Origin of the sequence: Mycobacterium sp. SMC-2, assembly GCF_025263485.1 — a bacterium.
Lineage (GTDB): Bacteria > Actinomycetota > Actinomycetes > Mycobacteriales > Mycobacteriaceae > Mycobacterium.
In genome coordinates this window covers 2783414-2799871 of sequence record NZ_CP079863.1, presented here as the reverse complement: position 1 = coordinate 2799871, position 16458 = coordinate 2783414, and the positions used below count along the sequence as shown (strand labels likewise).

Here is a 16458-nt window from a genome sequence, read left to right as displayed (position 1 = left end):
ATCACTTTCGCGGATCGCATCATCCCCCGGTGCAGGTGTGACTACCGCGTCAGGCGAGCCCGTTGACGATGTCCACGAAGAGTTGGTGCACGCGGCGGTCGCCGGTCATCTCGGGGTGAAACGCCGTCGCCAGCTTCGCGCCCTGGCGCACCGCGACCGCGTGCCCCGACGCCTCGGCCAGCACCTGCACGTCGTCGCCGGCCCGCTCGACCCAGGGGGCGCGGATGAACACCGCGCGCACCGGACCGTCCAGACCGGCGAACGGTATGTCGCCCTCGAACGAGTCAACCTGCCGCCCAAAGGCGTTGCGCCGCACGGTCATATCGATCGCACGCAGGGGCAGAGCTTCGCGCCCGCAGGTGCCGGCGTCAAGGATCTCGCTGGCCAGCAGGATCATGCCGGCGCACGCGCCGTAGGCGGGCAGCCCGTCGGCCAGCAGCCCGCGCAGCGGCTCCAGCAGGTCGAAGTCGAGCAGCAGGTGGCTCATGGTGGTGGACTCCCCGCCGGGAATGACCAGGCCGTCGACCCGATCCAGCTCGCCGCGCCGGCGCACCGGCATCGGCTCGGCCCCGGCCTCGCGCAGCGCCGCCAGGTGTTCGCGGGTGTCACCCTGCAGCGCCAGCACCCCGATCCGCGGGGTGCTCATGGCCGGTACCCGCGCTGGAAGCGGGTCAGCCCCTCCTGCATGACCGCCGCCACCATCTCGCCGGACTGGGTGAAGATCTTGCCCTGGCACAGCGAGCGGCCGCCGCTGGCCGACGGCGACGACTGGTCGTAGAGCAGCCACTCGTCGGCCCGGAACGCCCGCATGAACCACATCGCGTGGTCCAGCGACGCCACCTGCAGATGCTGGCGCACGTCGAGGTGGTTGACCTGCGCCGACCCCAGCAGCGTCAGGTCGCTCATGTAGGCCAGCGCGCAGATGTGCAGCACCGGGTCGTCCGGCAGCGGGTCACGGTGGCGGAACCACACCTGCTGCTGGGAGGCCTTGCCGGGCGACAGCTGCAGCCGCTCGCGCGGCACGATGCAGACGTCCCATTCCTCGAACTGCTTGAAGCCGGCGTCGTCGAACACCTGGATCGAGTCCAGGCCGGGCAGCCCGTCGGGCGGCGGCGCGGCGGGCATCACGTCCTGGTGGTGGATGCCCTCCTGGTCGGTCTGGAAGGACGCCCCCATGCTGAAGATGATTTCGCCGTGCTGGATGGCGTTGACGCGCCGGGTGGCAAACGAGCCGCCGTCGCGGGTGCGCTCGACGATGAAGACCGTGGGCTCGTTGGCGTCGCCGGGCCGCAGGAAATAGCCGTGCAGCGAGTGCACCTGATAGCGGGGTTCGACGGTGCGCACCGCCGACACCAGCGACTGGCCGGCGACATGCCCGCCGAACGTTCGCTGGAAGTATCCCGACTCCGGGCTGAACACCCGACCGCGGTAGATGTTGACCTCGAGTTGCTCGAGATCGAGGATCTCTTCGATCGCCAACGATAGCCCCGGCTTACCAGCCGCGTTCGGCCAGCCGATGGGGCTGCGCGATCTGCTCGACGTTGATGCCGACCATCGGCTCGCCCAGGCCGCGCGACACCTTGGCCAGCACGTCGGGATCGTCGTAGAACGTGGTGGCCTTGACGATGGCGGCGGCGCGCTGCGCGGGATTCCCGGACTTGAAGATCCCCGAGCCGACGAAGACGCCCTCGGCGCCGAGCTGCATCATCATCGCCGCGTCGGCGGGGGTGGCGATGCCGCCCGCGGTGAACAGGGTGACGGGCAGCTTGCCGGCCCGGGCCACCTCGACGACGAGGTCGTAGGGCGCCTGCAATTCCTTTGCCGCGACGTACAATTCGTCTTCCGACATCGATGCCAGCCGGCGGATCTCGCCGCCGATCGCCCGCATGTGCGTGGTGGCGTTGGAGACGTCCCCGGTGCCGGCCTCGCCCTTGGACCGGATCATGGCCGCGCCCTCGCTGATGCGCCGCAGCGCCTCGCCGAGGTTGGTCGCCCCGCACACGAACGGCACGGTGAACTTCCACTTGTCGATGTGGTGGGTGTAGTCCGCGGGGGTCAGCACCTCGGACTCGTCGACGTAGTCGACACCGAGGCTCTGCAGGATCTGCGCCTCGACGAAATGGCCGATGCGCGCCTTGGCCATCACCGGGATGGTCACCGCGGCAATGATGCCCTCGATCGTGTCGGGGTCGCTCATCCGCGACACCCCGCCCTGGGCGCGGATGTCGGCGGGCACGCGTTCCAGCGCCATGACTGCGACGGCGCCGGCGCCCTCCGCGACGCGGGCCTGCTCCGGGGTGACGACGTCCATGATGACGCCGCCCTTGAGCATCTCGGCCATGCCGCGCTTGACGCGCGCGGTTCCGGTTCGCCCGCTGCCGTTGGGTGAAGCGGCGCTATCCACTGCTGATCTCCTTCAACCGATTGTCTGTCCAGTCTAGTGGGGGTCGGAAGCGAGTTTTCCCACCGCGGATTCACAAAGGGCCGATTGACCCTAGGCCCGCAAACCGGCCGTTTGTTACACACGTTTTCGTTATTTTGCTCGTGTGGCTACCTAGTTGCGGAGACGGCGGCCGCCACGGGGTTAGGGAGGGATCGCGATGGTGCCGGATTTTGGGTTGTTGCCACCCGAGATCAACTCCGGCCTGATGTACGCCGGGCCGGGGGCGGGTTCCATGCTGGCCGCCGCGGCCGCGTGGGCCGGTCTGGCCGCCGAGCTGGGTTGGGCGGCGTCGTCGTATGGGACGGTGATCTCGGCGCTGACCAGCGGGCCATGGCTGGGCCCGTCGGCCGTGGCGATGGCCGCAGCGGCCAGCCCCTATGTGACCTGGCTGGCGTCGACGGCATTGCAGGCCGAGCAGGCGTCGCCCCAGGCCACCATGGCCGCGGCCGCCTACGAGGCGGCGTTCGCGATGACGGTGCCCCCTCCGGTGATCGCCGCCAACCGCGCACAGTTGATGACGCTGGTCGCCACCAACTTTTTCGGTCAGAACACCCCGGCGATCATGGCCACCGAGGCCCACTACTCCGAGATGTGGGCGCAGGATGCCGCCGCGATGTCCGCCTACGATGCCAGCACGCTGGCGGCGGCCGCGCAATTGACGTCTTTCGACGAGCCGCCCGGCGGTCTGGGCGGGTCCCCTCAGGCCGTGGACAGCGCCCCGGCGGCGGTAGACCAGGCGCAGTCGGCCATGTCAGACGCCCAGCTGGTGGCGAATCTCTATAGATCGTTTGGACTTTCGCCCTCCTCGGCCTCGGGTCTGTCGCCGCTGGAGATGCTTTCCATGGGCGGCGAGTTCGGGATGCAACCGCTGAGCATGATCGTGAGTCAGCTCTTCGGCCAGTTCCTGGGTGGCGGCAACCCGTTGATGGGCGGCGCCATGGGCGGCATGCCGATGCTGGGTTCCCTGGCGTCCACGGCCGGTTCGGCGATGGGCGCGCTGAATCCCGCGCAGCTGAGCGCTCCAGCGGTGTTGGCGGACGTGGGGCGGGCGGGCTCCATCGGGCCGTTGTCGGTGCCGCCGAATTGGGCCACCGAGGTGCAGGCGACCACGCCGAGTGCTCCGGTTTCGGCGTTGCCGACCGGTGGTGTGAGTCAAGTCGCGGCCAACGTGCCGAGAATGCCGTTCAAAGCCCCGATCAGCGCGGCCGAGCGCGGCCCGGGTGCCGCCACTCCAGTGGGCGAGGGGTCCCGCGCCGCCGTGGTACCGCGCACGGTGGTCGGCTAGCCAGGGGGAGATGCGATGTCGTTTGTGGTCACGGCCCCGGACACATTGGCAGCGGCCGCCGCTGATCTGCAGGGAATCGGGTCGACGATAGCCGCCGCCGACGGGGCCGCGGCCACCCCGACGACCGTCGTGTTTCCGCCGGCCGCGGATGCGGTATCGGTGCGCACCGCGACGCTGTTCGCCGCGTACGGCCAGCGCTACCAGGAGCTCAGCGCGCGGGCGGCGGCGTTTCATGACCAATTTGTGCAAACGCTGATCGCCAGCAGGGATTCGTATGCCGAGGCCGAGGCCTCCAATGCCGCCGCCACGCAGCTGACGTCGGGGCTCCCAGCGCAGACCGCCAACGCGACGGGCAGCCAATTGTTGAGTCCCGCGCTGGCAAGCCCGATGCAGAGCACCCCGACGACGACGACGTCGAGCAACGTGGCGTTGATCATGGGCGGCACCGGAAACCCGCAACCCAACGCGGCCTACCTGAGTTCCGTCTACAACACCTACATCGCCCCGCATTACCCCGGCTATAGCCCGGTTGGCCTGACCACGCCCGAGGACTTCTGGCCCGTCACCGGCCTCACCAGCCAAACCTTCGGCCAGTCGGTCCGGCAGGGCGTCGCGATACTGAACAATGCGATCATGAGCGAAACCGGTGCGGGCAATCATGTTGTGGTATTGGGTTATTCGCAGAGCGCCACGATCGCCACCCTCGAGATGCGCTATCTGGACGCCCTGCCCGCCGCCATCCGGCCGAGTTCGGACCTGCTGTCGTTCGTGCTGCTGTCCGACCCGAACGTTCCCGGCACCGGCATCCTCACGCACTTCATTCCCGGCTTCGGCGCGTTTCACGTGCTGACTCCGGTGGACACCCTGTACCAGACCGCCATCTACACGGTCCAATACGACCCCATCGCCTACTTCCCGCGGAGCATCTTCAACATCGCGGCGGACCTCAACGCCCTCCTGGGTTTCCCCTACCTGCACTCGACATATCCAAACCTCACCGTCGCGCAGCTGGCCACCGCCATCCAGACGCACATCGGCGTGACCACCTATTACCTGATTCCCACCCAGAATCTGCCGCTGCTGGAACCGCTGCGCATGATCCCGATCCTGGGGGACCCGCTGGCCGACCTGCTCCAGCCCTTCATTCGGCCGTTCGTCGATTTCGGGTACGCCACCGGGCTTCCCGGGCCGTTCCAGTCCATCTCGATCACCGCTGCCGGTAGCCTGCCTCCGGTTGCCGCCCAGGCGATCCCGGAACCGATCGTCGCGGCGTTGAGCCCGCCACCCGACTTCCCTGCCTCCTTTGACAGGCTTTAGCCCGCTGGATCAACGGATGGAGTGCAGCGGGCCCGGCGCGCGGCCGCCGGCCAGCGCGGCCGCGTCGGTGAGCAGTTCGGCCAGCTGCATCGGGTACACCGTCTCGCCGGCCGCGGCCAGTCGGGCGATGTCCGCGGCATCACACCAGCGGTGGCCGTGAATGTAGCTGTGTTCGAAGTCGGTTCGGCCCGCGCCGGAAGGCTCGAACCGGCGGGTGCGGTAGACGAAGTAGAACTCTTCGCTGTCGATCAGGGAGTCGTTGAACTCGAATACCTCGTCGCGCCGCCAGACAGGGCCGATCATCTCGCCCGGCGCCACTCGTAACCCGGTCTCCTCGGCCAGCTCCCGGGCGGCGGCCTCGGCCAACCGCTCCCCCTTGCGCACCTCGCCACCGACGGTGATCCACCATTTCGGCGCGTCCTCGCGGGCCAGCGCCGGATCCGAACCGCGCAGCAACAGCACCGCGCCGGCCTCGTCGAGCAGCACCACCCGCGCCGAGGTGCGGTGGTCGAGCACCCCGTGGTCGCCGTGGGCCAACGCGTGGGGCCGTTCGACGATCTCGAAATAGCTTGGCAGCGCGGCGGTTCCACCGAGGTGGAACAGGCGGACCAGGGGCCGCTCGGCCAGCGCCAGGGTGTCGCGCACCGCGTCGTTGTGGAACCGGCGCGCCAGCAGCACCCGGGCCTCGGCGTCGGCCAGCTCGGCGATCAGTCCCGTCGGCAGCGAGGCCGGATCGACGACCGCCAGCGCGGCCGACAGCTCGTTCTCACAAGACTCACGCGCGTGCCGCGGCGCGCCCTCGGCGGCGTCGGCCAGCGCGGCCAGTCGCCTGCCCTCGGAGGAACCGCCGTAGGCGTCGATGGCGACCGCCCGTGCGACCACCGCGCGCCGGGCCAGCGCGCCGTCGAGCGCCTGCCACGACAGGTCGTAGCGGACGTGCAACCGGTCCAGCCGGTTGGCCGTCTGGTAGGCCCAGGCGCCCAGGATCGCGAGCAGCCCGACGAACACCGCGAGGGCGACCAACAGCCACGTCATCAGCCGGCCACCTGAACCTTGGCGCCGGACGCGGCGACCGTCTCGTAGACCCGCATGATCTGGCTGGCCACCACCGACCAGTCGTAGCGCTGGACCGCCGCCGAACCCGCCGCCACATAACGTTCACGCAGCACATCGTTTTCTAGCACCGAAACCAGGGCGTCCGCGAGCGCGGGCCCGTCGCCGACCGGCACCAGGCGCCCGACTTCGCCGTCACCCAGCACGCGCCGGAAGGCGTCCAGGTCGCTGGCCACCACCGCGGTGCCGGCGGCCATCGCCTCGACCAGGACGATGCCGAAGCTCTCGCCCCCGATGTGGGGCGCGCAGTACACGTCGGCGCTGCGCATCGCCGACGCTTTCCCGGCGTCGTCGACCTGCCCCAAAAACCGCATGTGCCTCACCAATTCGCCCGCCTGCCCGCGCAATTGGTCCTCGTCGCCGCGGCCGACGATGAGCAGCTGAACATCCGGGAAGCGCTGGACCACCCCGGGCAGCGCCTCGAGCAGGACCGACATGCCCTTGCGGGGCTCGTCGTAGCGGCCCAGGAACAGCACGGTCCTGCCCGGCCGCGGATAGCCGTCCAGCGGGGGCGCCGAGGCGAACGAGTCGACGTCGACTCCGTTGGGAATCTCGACCGCGTCGGTCCCCAACGCCTCCACCTGCCAGCGGCGGGCCAGGTCGGACACTGCGATCCGGCCGACGATCTTCTCGTGCATGGGCCGCAGGATGCCCTGGAAGACGGTCAGCGTCAGCGACTTGGTGGTCGAGGTGTGAAACGTCGCGACGATCGGACCTTCGGCGATGTTCAGGGCCAGCATCGACAGGCTCGGCGCGTTCGGCTCGTGCAGGTGCAAAACGTCGAAATCGCCTTCGGCCAACCATTTCTTGACCTTGCGGTGGGTCGCCGGGCCGAACCGCAGCCGGGCGACCGAGCCGTTATAGGGAATGGGGACGGCCTTCCCCGCGGACACGACGTAGTCGGGCAGCACCGCGCGCGGCGAAGCCGGCGCCAGCACGCTCACCTCCTGCCCCCGCCGGCGCATCACCTCGGCCAGCTGCAGGACATGCGACTGCACCCCGCCCGGGACATCGAACGAGTAGGGGCAGACCATCCCGATTCGCATCAGGTGTCCTCGAGCCGGGCCAGCTTGACCTGCCTTTCAGTCGGCAGGTCGGCCAGCCACTGCGGTTGCAGCATGTGCCAGTCCTCGGGGTGCGCGGCGATGTTTTCGGCGAATCGGTCGGCGAGCGCCTGGGTGATGGCGCCGACGTCGCCGCTGCTGCAATCCAGGGGTTCGAACACGTGAAATCCCCAGCCGTCGCCGTCGAACCAGCAGTGCACCGGAAGCAAGGCCGCCCCGGTCGCGATCGCCAGCTTCGCCGGACCGGCCGGCATCCGGGTGGCTTCGCCGAAGAAGTCGACCTGCACACCGGTGCGGGTGAGGTCCCGATCGGACATCAGGCAGACCAGCCCGTCGTCTCGCAGCCGGTCGCACAGCACCTCGAAGGGCGGCCGCTCGCCTCCGGACAGCGGCAGCACCTCGAAGCCGAGGCTCTCGCGATAGCGGACGAAACGCCGGTACAGCGACTCGGGTTCGAGCCTTTCCGCGACGGTGGTGAAGGTGCCGCGCGTCTGCGTGAACCACACCCCGGCCATGTCCCAGTTGCCGCTGTGGGGCAACGCGCATATCGCGCCGCGGCCCGCCGTCAGCGCCGCATCCAGGTTGTCGGCGCCCCGGAACGCGGCGTCGAGTTCGCCGGCCAGCGCGCGCCGGTCCATCGACGGCAGGCGAAACGCCTCCCGCCAGTAGCGGGCATAGGACTCCAGCGATGCCCGCATCAGGTCGTCGGAAACCTCGGCGGGCGGGACGCCGATGACGCGGGCCAGGTTCTTGCGCAGCTGCTCCGGTCCGCCGCCGCGGGCCGCGTAGCGCGCCCCGGCCTCGAACGCGGCGCGCGCGGCGAACTCCGGCAACGCCCTCACCGCCATCCAGCCGGCCGCGTACGCCCAGTCGCTCGCGGCGCCGGACACCCGGCGCCGCCGACCGGCGATCAGCCCCATGCCCGGGATCACGGCATGCGCTCCGTCGCACCGGGCGAGGTCCACACCGTGCGCAGCCGCTGCACGCAGGTGAGCACGCTGGCCGCCGCCAGCAGCCACATCGCCACGGGCAGCGCGGGCGGCCAGTCAACGAACGGGAAGTCGGCTACGCCGGCACCGACCAGCACGATGATCAGCCGCTCCGGGCGTTCGATGATGCCGCCGTCGCCGCGCAGCCCGCTGGCTTCGGCTCGCGCCTTGATGTAGGAGATCACCTGCGAGGTGACGAGGCAGATCATGGTCGCCACCGCGAGCGGTTCGTCGTGCATGCCGAAGGCGACCCACCACAGCAGGCCGCAGAACACCGCGCCGTCGCTGACGCGGTCGCAGGTGGCGTCCAGCACGGCGCCGAAGCGGGTGCCGCCCCCGCGCTCGCGGGCCATGGCCCCATCGAGCATGTCGAAGAGCACGAAGAACCACACCACGCAGCTACCGGCGAACAACTTGCCCATCGGGAAGAGCGTGAGCGCACCGGCCACGGACCCGGTGGTGCCCAGGACGGTGACCAGGTCCGGGGTCAACCCAAGCCGCAGGCACGCCTTGGCGGTCGGGGTGGTGAGCCGCGCGAACGCCGCCCGCGACAGGAACGGCACCTTGCTCATGGCTGCTTTGCCCACTCCGTGGCCAGCAGCTGGCGGGTTTCGCGCAGCAACTGCGGAATCACTTTGGACCCGCCGATGATGGTGATGAAATTCGCGTCGCCACCCCAGCGCGGCACGACGTGCACGTGCAAATGTTCGGCCAGCGACCCGCCGGCCGACGTGCCCAGGTTGAGGCCGACGTTGAAGCCGTGCGGCCGCGACACGTTCTTGATGACGCGAATTGCCTTCTGCATGAAGGACATCAGCTCCGCGCTCTCCTCCGCGGTGAGGTCCTCCAGCTCGGACACCCGCCGGTACGGCACCACCATCAGGTGCCCCGGGTTGTACGGGTAGAGATTGAGCACGGCGTAGACGAGTTCGCCGCGGGCGACCACCAAGCCTTCCTCGTCGGACAGCAGCGGGATGTCGGTGAACGGCTGCTCGGTCTTGCCCGAGGAGTTGGGGTCGCGCTTGAGCGGCGCTTCGGCCAGGTAGTTCATCCGGTACGGCGTCCACAGCCGCTGCAGGTGGTCGCTCTGGCCCACACCGGTGTCCATGATGGTGTCGTCGGCGCGTTCGTCTTCGGTCACTGTCTACTCACCGCCGGTTACCTTCACGAGTTCGGCCGTGGGGGCGGCATTCTCGCGCTCGGCGATCCACGCCACGATGGCGTCGACGGCGCTGTCGCGGGGCACGCCGTTGATCTGCGTGCGGTCACCGAAGCGAAAGCTCACCGCCTTCGCCTGGACGTCGCGGTCACCGGCGAGCAACATGAACGGCACCTTCTGGCCGGTGTGGTGGACGATCTTCTTGGCCATCCGATCGTCGCTGCTGTCCACCTCTACCCGCACTCCGTGCGATTTCAGTTGCGCGGCAACGCTTTCCAGGTAGGGAACGTGCTCGTCGGCGACCGGGATGCCGACCACCTGCACGGGCGCCAGCCACGCCGGGAACGCCCCCGCGTAGTGCTCGGTGAGGATGCCGAAGAATCGCTCGATCGATCCGAACAGCGCGCGGTGAATCATCACGGGCCGCTGGCGGGTGCCGTCCGGGGCGGTGTATTCCAGCTCGAAGCGCTCCGGGAAGTTGAAGTCGACCTGGATGGTCGACATCTGCCAGCTGCGGCCCAGCGCGTCGCGCGCCTGCACGGAAATCTTCGGTCCGTAGAACGCCGCACCGCCGGGGTCGGGAACCAGTTCGAGGCCCGACTCGGCCGCCACCTCGGCCAGGGAGTTGGTGGCCTGTTCCCACATTTCGTCGGTGCCGACGAATTTCTCCGGGTCCTTGGTGGAGAGCTCCAGATAGAAGTCCTCCAGGCCGTAGTCGCCGAGCAGTTCGAGGACGAATCGCAGCAGCGACGCGAGTTCGCCGTGCAGCTGCTCGCGGGTGCAGAAGATGTGCGAGTCGTCCATGGTGAACCCGCGCGCCCGGGTCAGCCCGTGCACGACGCCGGACTTTTCGTAGCGGTACACGGTGCCGAATTCGAAGAGCCGCAACGGAAGTTCGCGGTAGGAGCGCCCCCGCGACCGGAAGATCAGCGTGTGCATCGGGCAGTTCATCGGCTTGAGGTAGTAGTCCTGCCCGGGCTTGCGCACCGTTCCGTCGTCGTCGAGCTCGGCGTCGAGGTGCATCGGCGGGAACATCCCCTCGGCGTACCAGTCCAGGTGGCCCGAGGTGTGGAACAGCTGCGCCTTGGTGATGTGCGGGGTGTTGACGAATTCGTACCCGGCCTCGATGTGCTTGCGCCGCGAGTACTCCTCCAGCTCCCGGCGCACGACGCCGCCCTTGGGGTGGAAAACGGCCAGCCCCGAACCGATTTCGTCGGGGAAGCTGAACAGGTCCAGCTCGGTGCCCAGCTTGCGGTGGTCGCGGCGCTGGGCCTCCGCGAGCAGCTCGAGGTGGCGGTCCAGCGCCTCCTGCGACTCCCAGGCCGTGCCGTAGATGCGTTGCAGGCTCGCGTTTTTCTGGTCACCCCGCCAATAGGCGGCGGAGCTTCGGGTCAGCTTGAACGCCGGGATGTGCTTGGTGGTGGGGATGTGCGGCCCGCGGCACAGGTCGCCCCACACCCGTTCGCGGCTGCGGGGATTGAGGTTGTCGTAGGCGGTCAGCTCGTCGCCGCCGATTTCCATGATGTCGGGGTCGCCGGACTTGTCGTCGACGAGCTCGAGCTTGTAGGGCTCGTTCGCCAACTCCGAGCGCGCCTGGTCTTTGGACTCGTACACGCGGCGCTCGAACAGCTGTCCCTCTTTGACGATCTGGCGCATCCGCTTTTCCAGCGCCGCCAGATCCTCGGGGGTGAACGGCTCCGCCACGTCGAAGTCGTAGTAGAAGCCGTCGGTGATGGGCGGCCCGATCCCCAGCTTGGCTTCGGGGAAGAGACCCTGGACGGCCTGGGCCAACACGTGCGCGGCCGAGTGCCGGATGACGCTGCGCCCCTCGTCGGTGTTGGCCGCCACCGGGACGACCTCGACGTCGGTCTCGGGCACCCAGCTCAGGTCCCGCAGCTTGCCCTCGGCGTCGCGCACCACCACGATCGCGTCCGGGGCGCCCCGGCGCGGCAGCCCGGCCTCGCCGACCGCGGCGGCCGCGGTAGTCCCGGCGGGCACCCGGATCGGGGCTGCTCGGACGTCGTCGGCGGGGGCACTCATCGGGTCAATTCTCCAGGTTCGGACATGTCGGAACGATGGCGACCATGCTATCCGTGCGGCCGACCACCACCCGACACCGCCAGGCCAGCACTGATTGACCCCTCGATCGAAGTGCGCCTACCGTGCCAGCGTGGTCACGACGATCGAACGGTTGGCCGGGTGGGCCGCCGCCCTTCGTCTCGGCGATGTCCCGGACGCGGTGGTCGACCTGTGCCGCACCCAGCGCCGATCCGTGTTCGCGGCCACGGCCGCATCGGCCCGCGACGTAGCGTCACGGCGCGTGCTCGCCGGCGTGGAAAGCTGGGCCGGCGACGGCCCCGCAGCTGTGCCGGGATTACACCGCTCCGTCGCCGTCGACGACGCCCTCTACGCCGCGGCCGCGTTGTCCATCGCGCTCGACTTCGACGATTACATGTGCTTCGCCCACGCCGGCCACTCCGCTGTATGGGTACCGGTACTGCTCGCCGCCGAGACCGGCGCCTCGGCGGCCGAACAACTCACCGCCCAGGTGGCGGCCAACGAGCTCGAGGCCCGCCTGGGCGGCGCCTGCCTGCTCGGGCCGCTCAATGGTCAGTTGTGGTCGTTCGTGCATGCCGCCGGGGCCGCCGTGGCCACCGGGCGGCTGCTTGGACTCGGCGCGGGCCGGCTGGCGCATGCCCTGGCCCTTGCCCTCTACCAGGCTCCGCGGCCCACCGTGCCGGGGTTCATGGCCCCCGATTCGAAGCTGCTGACGGCGGCCGAACCGACTCTGGCCGGTGTCCGGGCCGCCCGACTCGCCGCCAATGGCGTCACCGGTCCACTCGATGCGCTCGACCACCCGCAGGGCTTCTTCGATGCGTTCTCCTACGCGCCGCTGCCCGCGCTTCTGGGTGGGCTTGGCTCCGATTGGGCGACACGGACTCTGAGCGTCAAGCGGTATCCCGGTTGCGCTTATGTCGACACGACCGTCGACGCGCTGCACGAACTCGGGCCGCCGCCGGCCGCCGAAGTCGCGTCGGTGGTCGTCGACGCCGGCGTGCTGACCTGCGGGATGGACGCCATGTCGCACGGGTACACGGCCGAGCGCGTGCCCACACCGGTGACCATCAACTTCTCGATCCCGTGGACCGTCGCCGCCACGCTTGTCGCCGGCCGGCTCACGCCGGACGAAGTCAACGAGGAATGGCTGGCCGGTCACCACCGCGAGCTGGCCGACGTCGCCGCCCGGGTGTCGTTGCGGCACGACTGGTCGCTCACGCTGCGAACAGCCGAGGCGATGGCCCCGCTTCTTCCGGTTCGCGCCATGACGGCGGGGACGCCCACCCGCCGGCTGCTCGGCGCCGTCCGGCGAACTCGCCGGGAACACAAGGGCGTTCGCTTCGCCATCGGCGACGGCATCGCCCTACTCCGCGCCCTGCGGGATGGCGGACTCGGCGCGGCTGGGCGGGCAGCGACGGGACGGTTGTGGGCGCCGGCGGCACTTGACGCGTTCACCATGACCTTCCCGGCCCGGGTGCGGGTGAGGTTGCGCGACGGCCGGGAGCTAGCGGCCGAATGCGCTGTTCCACACGGCGGGGCCGGCAACGCGAAAACCAGTCCCGACGCCGTCAGCCGCGAAAAGCTTTCGGCGAGCGGCCCTGCGGTGTGGGGCCAACAACGGTCCGACGACATCGTCGAGGCGATCGACGGCGACGCCGACGACCTGTGGCGCCTGCTGGGCCGTCAGGGCTGACCGGGCTTGAGCCGGACGAACAGCGCGTCGGCCTCCGTCAGCAGCGTGTCGCCGTCGGTCAACCGGCCGGACACGAAGATCTTGCGCCCGTCCACCCTGTCGATGCCCGCGTCGAACTGCAGCTCCTTCTCGATGGGCACGATGTGGCGGTAGTCGATCTTCAGGTAGGCCGTGCGCTGGTAGGGCCCGCCGGTGAGCACCGAGGACGTCAGCCCGAGCACGCTGTCGAACAGCATCCCCAGGCACCCGCCGTGCACGGCGCCGTTGCGGCCCAGGTGAAACCGGGCGAAGCGGGCCGTACCGTGGATCCGGCCGTCGTCGCCCTTGCTCGCCTTCATCGGGATGCTCAAGATGTTGCCGCGCATGGGCAGGTCCATGCGGCGCCCCGACGGGGATGCCCATTCGTCGGCGTCGAACGGGCTCAGCAACGACGACACCTTGTCCAGCAGGTCGGCGGCCTCGGTGATCACCGCGTCGGGCGCGTCGACGGCGCGGGCGTGGTCCTGCAGGGTGCGCACGGCGTCGATGAACCTGCCGTAGTCGGGCCCGCCCTTGGTCGTCGGCTCGGGCGGGTTGAACCCGCCGCCGCGATGCTGCTCATGTTCCGCCACCACCACACCGTATTGGGCCGGAAGCGCACGGCGCGCGGCGGTCACACCGTCTGTTGCGCCCCGGCCGCCGAGAGGGTTTCGAACTCGTCGTCGGACAGCGTGATCTCGGCGGCGGCGACGTTCTCCTCCAGGTGCGCCACCTTCGATGTGCCCGGAATGGGCAGCATCACCGGCGACCGTTTCAGCAGCCAGGCGAGCGCAAGCTGCGACGCAGTCGCGTCATGCTCGCCGGCTATACGCTGCAGCGGGCCGTCGGGAGCGGCCAGCGGACCCGCGGCCAGGGGGAACCACGGGATGAAGCCGATACCCCGCTCGGTGGCGGCGTCCAGCAGCGGTTCGGCGCCGCGGGCGGCCACGTTGTACATGTTCTGCACCGACACGATCTCGGTGATCCGCTGCGCCGCGTCGAGCTGATCGACGTCGATCTCGGACAGGCCGATGTGGCGGATCTTGCCCTCGTTCTTCAGCGCCACGAGCTCGCCGACCTGATCGGCCAGCGGGAAGTTCTTATCGATGCGGTGCAGCTGGAACAGGTCGATGGTGTCCACGCCCAGGCGGCGCAGGCTCATCTCGCATTCCTGGCGTAGATAGCTCGGATTGCCCAGCGGGATCCAGATGTCCGGCCCGGTGCGCAGCAGCCCCGCCTTGGTCGCGATGACCAGACCCTCGTAGGGGTGCAGCGCCTCGCGAATGATGTCCTCGGAGATGTACGGGCCGTAGGAGTCCGCGGTGTCGATGAAGTTCACGCCGAGTTCGACGGCGCGCCGCAACACCCGGACACATTCGTCGCGGTCGGCGGGTGGGCCCCAGACACCCTTGCCGGTCAGGCGCATGGCGCCGAAGCCGAGTCGGTTGACGGTCAGGTCGCCGCCGAGGGTGAACGTTCCGGACGCTTGTGCAACGGTTTTCGAGTTTTGTGCGGTCACTTTTATGACCGTACGCCGGAAATGTGGCCGCGCATCTTGGCGTGGCAAGCTGGGCGGGTGGACCTAGCAGCGCTCGAGGAACTCCCGTTGACCTACCCCGAGGTGGGGGCGACCGCGTCCGGCACGCTGCCCGCGGGATACGGCCACCTGCACACGGAGAAACAGATCGGCACGGGGCGGCAACGCTTCGAGCGGGCCGCCGACGCCGTCATGCGCTGGGGCATGCAGCGCGGGGCCGGCCTGCGGGTGCGGGCCAGCTCCGAGGTCGCCGAGGTCGGCACCGTGGTGTTGGTGCGGATGGGTTTTCTGCCGGCGCCGTGCCGGGTGGTGTATGTCATCGACGAGCCCGACATCCGCGGATTCGCCTACGGCACCTTGCCGGGACATCCGGAGTCCGGCGAGGAACGCTTCGTCGTCCGGCGCGACCCCGTCACCTCCGCGGTGTTCGCGGAGGTGACGGCGTTCTCGCGGCCCGCGACGTGGTGGAGCAAGGCCGCGAGCCCGCTGGTGTCGGTGGCCCAGCGCCTGATCGCCAAGCGCTATCTGCGCGGGGTGTGAGCCACCGGGGTCATCGGCGCCCGATGCTGCCGCTGTGCACGCCCTGCGCGAGCCGGGCGAGCGCGATGGCGCCGACCAGCAGACCGAAGTCCCGCAGCGCCACGTCGTAGAAGCCGGGCCCGGTGACCAGGTCGAGGATGATTCCGGCCAGCCACGCCGCGACCACCCACGCGCCGAACCGCGGAGCGATGGCGACCAGCACACCGGCGACGATCTCGATCACGCCGACCAGATACATGCATTGATCGGCGGTGCCGGGCACCAGGTCGTCAATCCAGCCGGCCAGGTACATGCTCCAGTGATGCGGGTGGGTCAGCACGTTGAAGAACTTATCCAGCCCGAAGACGATGGGCGCGATGGTGAAAACGGTGCGCAGCGCGTAGTACGCCGACAGCGCCGGGTCCTTCAGCTGGGAAGCGACCGGGGAGTTTGCGTGGGTCGTGCTCATCATTTGCCTCCTTCTAACGGATAGTAATTTGAACGTTAGAACCTGTAGACTGTAGCGTCAAGAGTTTTATCTGTTAGAAATGGTTGCCGACGTGGACGACGACTCGCTGCAGCGCGACGCCTCCGGCATCGGGGCGCTCGCCGATCCGGTGCGCCGCGAGCTCTACGGGTTCGTGTGCGCCCAATCCGCGCCGGTGAGCCGCGAGCAGGCGGCCGACGCCGTCGGGATTCCGCAGCACCAGGCCAAGTTTCACTTGGATCGGCTGGCCGCCGAGGGGCTGCTGGAAAGCGAGTACGCGCGCGTGACCGGCCGATCCGGGCCGGGCGCGGGACGGACGTCCAAGCTGTATCGCCGGGCGCGCCGCGATATCGCGGTCAGCCTCCCCCAGCGCGAATACGAACTGGCCGGACGGCTGATGGCAACGGCGATCGCGGAGTCGGCCAGCACCGGTCGGCCGGTTGTCGAGGTCCTCAACAGGGTCGCGCACGACTTCGGGCGCACCATCGGCGCGACGCCGCGCCGGCCCGCGAACGCGTCGGCGGGGCTCAAGCTCGCCGTCAAGGTCTTGAGCGAGTACGGCTACGAGCCCCGCCACGTCGGCCGCTGCATCGAACTCGCCAACTGCCCGTTCCACGCGCTCGCCCGGGAGCAGACGGAATTGGCGTGCAACATGAACCTCGCACTCATCACCGGCGTGGCCGATGCCCTCGCGCCGCACGGTCCCGACGCCCGGCTATGCCCCGGGCCGGATCGCTGTTGCGTCGTGCTCACCCAGGGTGACGCCTAGGCGGGCG

17 protein-coding genes are annotated in these 16458 nt (G+C 69.4%); 5 read left to right on the top strand and 12 right to left on the bottom strand.

Annotated features, from left to right (window positions below; translation table 11 throughout):
- Positions 1 to 49: 49 nt before the first annotated feature.
- From pdxT to pdxS, 3 genes are read right to left on the bottom strand one after another with little or no spacing between them, the layout of a single operon-like run.
- Positions 50 to 646: a pyridoxal 5'-phosphate synthase glutaminase subunit PdxT gene (pdxT, locus tag KXD96_RS13430; RefSeq protein WP_260745005.1), complete on the bottom strand. Its 597-nt coding sequence runs from the start codon at positions 644 to 646 to the stop codon at positions 50 to 52.
- Entirely contained in the window at positions 643 to 1479 is an 837-nt protein-coding gene (tesB, locus tag KXD96_RS13425; RefSeq protein ID WP_260745004.1) for an acyl-CoA thioesterase II, read from the bottom strand. Before tesB ends, pdxT begins: the two co-directional genes overlap by 4 nt.
- Positions 1480 to 1492: 13 nt before the next feature.
- Positions 1493 to 2341 carry a pyridoxal 5'-phosphate synthase lyase subunit PdxS gene (gene pdxS / locus KXD96_RS13420; RefSeq protein ID WP_260745364.1) on the bottom strand — a complete coding sequence of 283 codons (849 nt, stop codon included), beginning with the start codon at positions 2339 to 2341 and terminating at the stop codon, positions 1493 to 1495.
- Positions 2342 to 2600: 259 nt separating this feature from the next.
- Here pdxS and KXD96_RS13415 point away from each other — a divergent pair, with 259 nt between their 5' ends.
- Both KXD96_RS13415 and KXD96_RS13405 read left to right on the top strand, forming a co-directional pair.
- Positions 2601 to 3728, top strand: a complete 1128-nt coding sequence (locus KXD96_RS13415; protein ID WP_260745003.1) for a PPE family protein — start codon at positions 2601 to 2603, stop codon at positions 3726 to 3728.
- Between the two features lie 15 nt (positions 3729 to 3743).
- Positions 3744 to 5045 carry a PE-PPE domain-containing protein gene (locus KXD96_RS13405; protein WP_313901645.1) on the top strand — a complete coding sequence of 434 codons (1302 nt, stop codon included), beginning with the start codon at positions 3744 to 3746 and terminating at the stop codon, positions 5043 to 5045.
- Positions 5046 to 5054: 9 nt separating this feature from the next.
- Here the strand turns inward: KXD96_RS13405 and KXD96_RS13400 are convergent, their stop codons facing one another.
- From KXD96_RS13400 to thrS, 6 genes are read right to left on the bottom strand one after another with little or no spacing between them, the layout of a single operon-like run.
- Positions 5055 to 6080 (bottom strand): NUDIX domain-containing protein, encoded by a 1026-nt coding sequence (locus KXD96_RS13400; protein WP_260745002.1) that lies wholly within the window; start codon positions 6078 to 6080, stop codon positions 5055 to 5057.
- Complete coding sequence (locus tag KXD96_RS13395; RefSeq protein ID WP_260745001.1) at positions 6080 to 7204, bottom strand: glycosyltransferase family 4 protein; 1125 nt, start codon at positions 7202 to 7204, stop codon at positions 6080 to 6082. Before KXD96_RS13395 ends, KXD96_RS13400 begins: the two co-directional genes overlap by 1 nt.
- Positions 7204 to 8142 (bottom strand): phosphatidylinositol mannoside acyltransferase, encoded by a 939-nt coding sequence (locus tag KXD96_RS13390; RefSeq protein WP_260745362.1) that lies wholly within the window; start codon positions 8140 to 8142, stop codon positions 7204 to 7206. The genes KXD96_RS13395 and KXD96_RS13390 overlap by 1 nt, the downstream gene beginning before the upstream one ends.
- A gap of 8 nt (positions 8143 to 8150) precedes the next feature.
- Positions 8151 to 8783: a phosphatidylinositol phosphate synthase gene (pgsA, locus tag KXD96_RS13385; RefSeq protein WP_260745000.1), complete on the bottom strand. Its 633-nt coding sequence runs from the start codon at positions 8781 to 8783 to the stop codon at positions 8151 to 8153.
- Complete coding sequence (locus KXD96_RS13380) at positions 8780 to 9319, bottom strand: HIT family protein (protein WP_396878795.1); 540 nt, start codon at positions 9317 to 9319, stop codon at positions 8780 to 8782. Before KXD96_RS13380 ends, pgsA begins: the two co-directional genes overlap by 4 nt.
- 36 nt (positions 9320 to 9355) lie before the next feature.
- Positions 9356 to 11410, bottom strand: coding sequence for a threonine--tRNA ligase (gene thrS, locus KXD96_RS13375; RefSeq protein WP_260744998.1), 2055 nt, complete (start codon positions 11408 to 11410; stop codon positions 9356 to 9358).
- Positions 11411 to 11540: 130 nt separating this feature from the next.
- Here thrS and KXD96_RS13370 point away from each other — a divergent pair, with 130 nt between their 5' ends.
- The gene (locus KXD96_RS13370) at positions 11541 to 13121 is read left to right on the top strand and encodes an MmgE/PrpD family protein (RefSeq protein ID WP_260744997.1); all 1581 of its coding nucleotides are present in this window, start codon (positions 11541 to 11543) and stop codon (positions 13119 to 13121) included.
- On the opposite strand, the gene KXD96_RS13365 is transcribed toward KXD96_RS13370, so the two are convergent.
- Together KXD96_RS13365 and KXD96_RS13360 are read right to left on the bottom strand one after the other, a co-directional pair.
- Entirely contained in the window at positions 13112 to 13738 is a 627-nt protein-coding gene (locus KXD96_RS13365; protein ID WP_260745361.1) for a PaaI family thioesterase, read from the bottom strand. The two genes, KXD96_RS13370 and KXD96_RS13365, sit on opposite strands and share 10 nt — an antisense overlap.
- Positions 13739 to 13773: 35 nt before the next feature.
- The gene (locus tag KXD96_RS13360) at positions 13774 to 14658 is read right to left on the bottom strand and encodes an aldo/keto reductase (protein WP_260744996.1); all 885 of its coding nucleotides are present in this window, start codon (positions 14656 to 14658) and stop codon (positions 13774 to 13776) included.
- Between the two features lie 57 nt (positions 14659 to 14715).
- On the opposite strand from KXD96_RS13360, the gene KXD96_RS13355 reads away from it, so the two are divergent.
- On the top strand, positions 14716 to 15216 hold the full coding sequence (locus KXD96_RS13355; protein WP_260744995.1) for a DUF1990 family protein: 501 nt from the start codon (positions 14716 to 14718) through the stop codon (positions 15214 to 15216).
- A 10-nt stretch (positions 15217 to 15226) separates the two neighbouring features.
- Here the strand turns inward: KXD96_RS13355 and KXD96_RS13350 are convergent, their stop codons facing one another.
- Positions 15227 to 15664, bottom strand: a complete 438-nt coding sequence (locus KXD96_RS13350) for a DoxX family membrane protein (RefSeq protein WP_260744994.1) — start codon at positions 15662 to 15664, stop codon at positions 15227 to 15229.
- A 79-nt stretch (positions 15665 to 15743) separates the two neighbouring features.
- On the opposite strand from KXD96_RS13350, the gene KXD96_RS13345 reads away from it, so the two are divergent.
- Entirely contained in the window at positions 15744 to 16451 is a 708-nt protein-coding gene (locus tag KXD96_RS13345; RefSeq protein ID WP_260744993.1) for a metalloregulator ArsR/SmtB family transcription factor, read from the top strand.
- Positions 16452 to 16458: the final 7 nt, after the last annotated feature.

Bases quoted from the DNA above. Each gene is read 5' to 3' on its own strand.
- pdxT (WP_260745005.1), bottom strand. From the start codon at position 646: ATGAGCACCCCGCGGATCGGGGTGCTGGCGCTGCAGGGTGACACCCGC.
- pdxS (WP_260745364.1), bottom strand. From the start codon at position 2,341: ATGGCCGAGATGCTCAAGGGCGGCGTCATCATGGACGTCGTCACCCCG.
- KXD96_RS13415 (WP_260745003.1), top strand. From the start codon at position 2,601: ATGGTGCCGGATTTTGGGTTGTTGCCACCCGAGATCAACTCCGGCCTG.
- KXD96_RS13405 (WP_313901645.1), top strand. From the start codon at position 3,744: ATGTCGTTTGTGGTCACGGCCCCGGACACATTGGCAGCGGCCGCCGCT.
- KXD96_RS13400 (WP_260745002.1), bottom strand. From the start codon at position 6,080: ATGACGTGGCTGTTGGTCGCCCTCGCGGTGTTCGTCGGGCTGCTCGCG.
- KXD96_RS13395 (WP_260745001.1), bottom strand. From the start codon at position 7,204: ATGCGAATCGGGATGGTCTGCCCCTACTCGTTCGATGTCCCGGGCGGG.
- KXD96_RS13390 (WP_260745362.1), bottom strand. From the start codon at position 8,142: ATGGGGCTGATCGCCGGTCGGCGGCGCCGGGTGTCCGGCGCCGCGAGC.
- pgsA (WP_260745000.1), bottom strand. From the start codon at position 8,783: ATGAGCAAGGTGCCGTTCCTGTCGCGGGCGGCGTTCGCGCGGCTCACC.
- KXD96_RS13380 (WP_396878795.1), bottom strand. From the start codon at position 9,319: ATGGACACCGGTGTGGGCCAGAGCGACCACCTGCAGCGGCTGTGGACG.
- thrS (WP_260744998.1), bottom strand. From the start codon at position 11,410: ATGAGTGCCCCCGCCGACGACGTCCGAGCAGCCCCGATCCGGGTGCCC.
- KXD96_RS13350 (WP_260744994.1), bottom strand. From the start codon at position 15,664: ATGAGCACGACCCACGCAAACTCCCCGGTCGCTTCCCAGCTGAAGGAC.
- KXD96_RS13345 (WP_260744993.1), top strand. From the start codon at position 15,744: ATGGTTGCCGACGTGGACGACGACTCGCTGCAGCGCGACGCCTCCGGC.